The sequence below is a fragment of the Nonomuraea sp. H19 genome (genome assembly GCF_052068215.1).
GTDB lineage: Bacteria > Actinomycetota > Actinomycetes > Streptosporangiales > Streptosporangiaceae > Nonomuraea.
On sequence record NZ_JBQHCV010000125.1, the window covers coordinates 1 to 1,125 of the forward strand.

Below are 1,125 nucleotides of genomic sequence, written 5' to 3' on the forward strand. Positions count from 1 at the left end.
GGCGCCGGTCGCGCCACCGGCGCGCAGGCTGTGCGGCCGGATGCCGGCCTCCCCCAGCCCGGCCCGTTCAGCCGCTCCACGGACGATGTCGAAGATCGCCTGATCGGAGATGCGGTCACCAACACGTCCTGATCGGTGGATCCGCCGAAACACCGCGCCGGACGTGACCCCGCGGGCGGCGAGCAGTTCGGTCCAGGTCCGCCACAGCCGTACCGGGCAGGTCAGCGGATCACGGCCGTAGGGAATCGCCACCAGATGGCCGTGGGCGGACTGGTCGGTCTTGGACCGGCGCACCAGCACGTCAAGACCGTTGTCGACTTCGTTCACGTCCTCCAGGTCCAGGGCACGCAGTTCGCCCCGGCGGGCCATCATCGCCCAGCCCAGCACCAGCACCAGCCGATCCCGCGCCACGGCCGCCTGCTTGCGCGGCGGCCCGCCCGGCCAGGTGGGGAGCTCGCACGCGGCCACCAGCTCGCGCAGCTGCCGTACCGACAGCGCCGCCGCGCGCGGCTTGGTGTTGGCGATCCCGGCGGCCACACGCTCGTTGCGGTAGCACTTGATGACCGCAAGCGCCGCGGTGTTGTCGGGCATCTGCTGGCCGCCCAGGCGATGGATGGAGCGAATCGCCGCCATCATCCGGCGGAGCGACGCCGGCGCGTACCCGTGGTCGGCGACAGCCGAGATGAACTCCGCCAACGTCTCGGCCGTGCACGGTAACGGCGTCCGTCCCGCAGAGGCGCACCAGGCGCTGAACCGGGTCCAGTCGGCGGTGTAGGCCCGCCGTGTGCCCTCGGGGATGGAGCCCAAGATCCGCGCGGCCACCCGAGGCGACACCACATGCTCGGGCCCCGCGACCGATCCGGCCGTCCGCCACGCCAGCACGACCTCCATCGGACCGGTGGGCACGGCCAGGTCCCGGCGGAGTTCAGCGGCCGGCTTCTTCCCGCCATCTCGCGCCATGCAGCAGCCTCCCAACACAGACGGCAGCACCGTGGCGCGGGCGGTGCCCCTAACGTGCTCCAGAGCGTACGGCTCTGCACCGACAGTTCGGCGGGTCCATGCCCCGACTGCCTGCAGAAACGCGGTCATCAACCCGGCAACTTGTGAAAAACGCGCCCCCGGTTC

General features: G+C 71.6%; 1 protein-coding gene. It reads right to left on the reverse strand.

The genetic code is table 11. From position 1 onward, the window contains the following. On the reverse strand, positions 1–960 hold a 960-nt coding region (locus ACTMTI_RS56865; RefSeq protein WP_441129409.1), incomplete at its 3' end, for a tyrosine-type recombinase/integrase. Positions 961–1,125 lie beyond the last annotated feature (165 nt).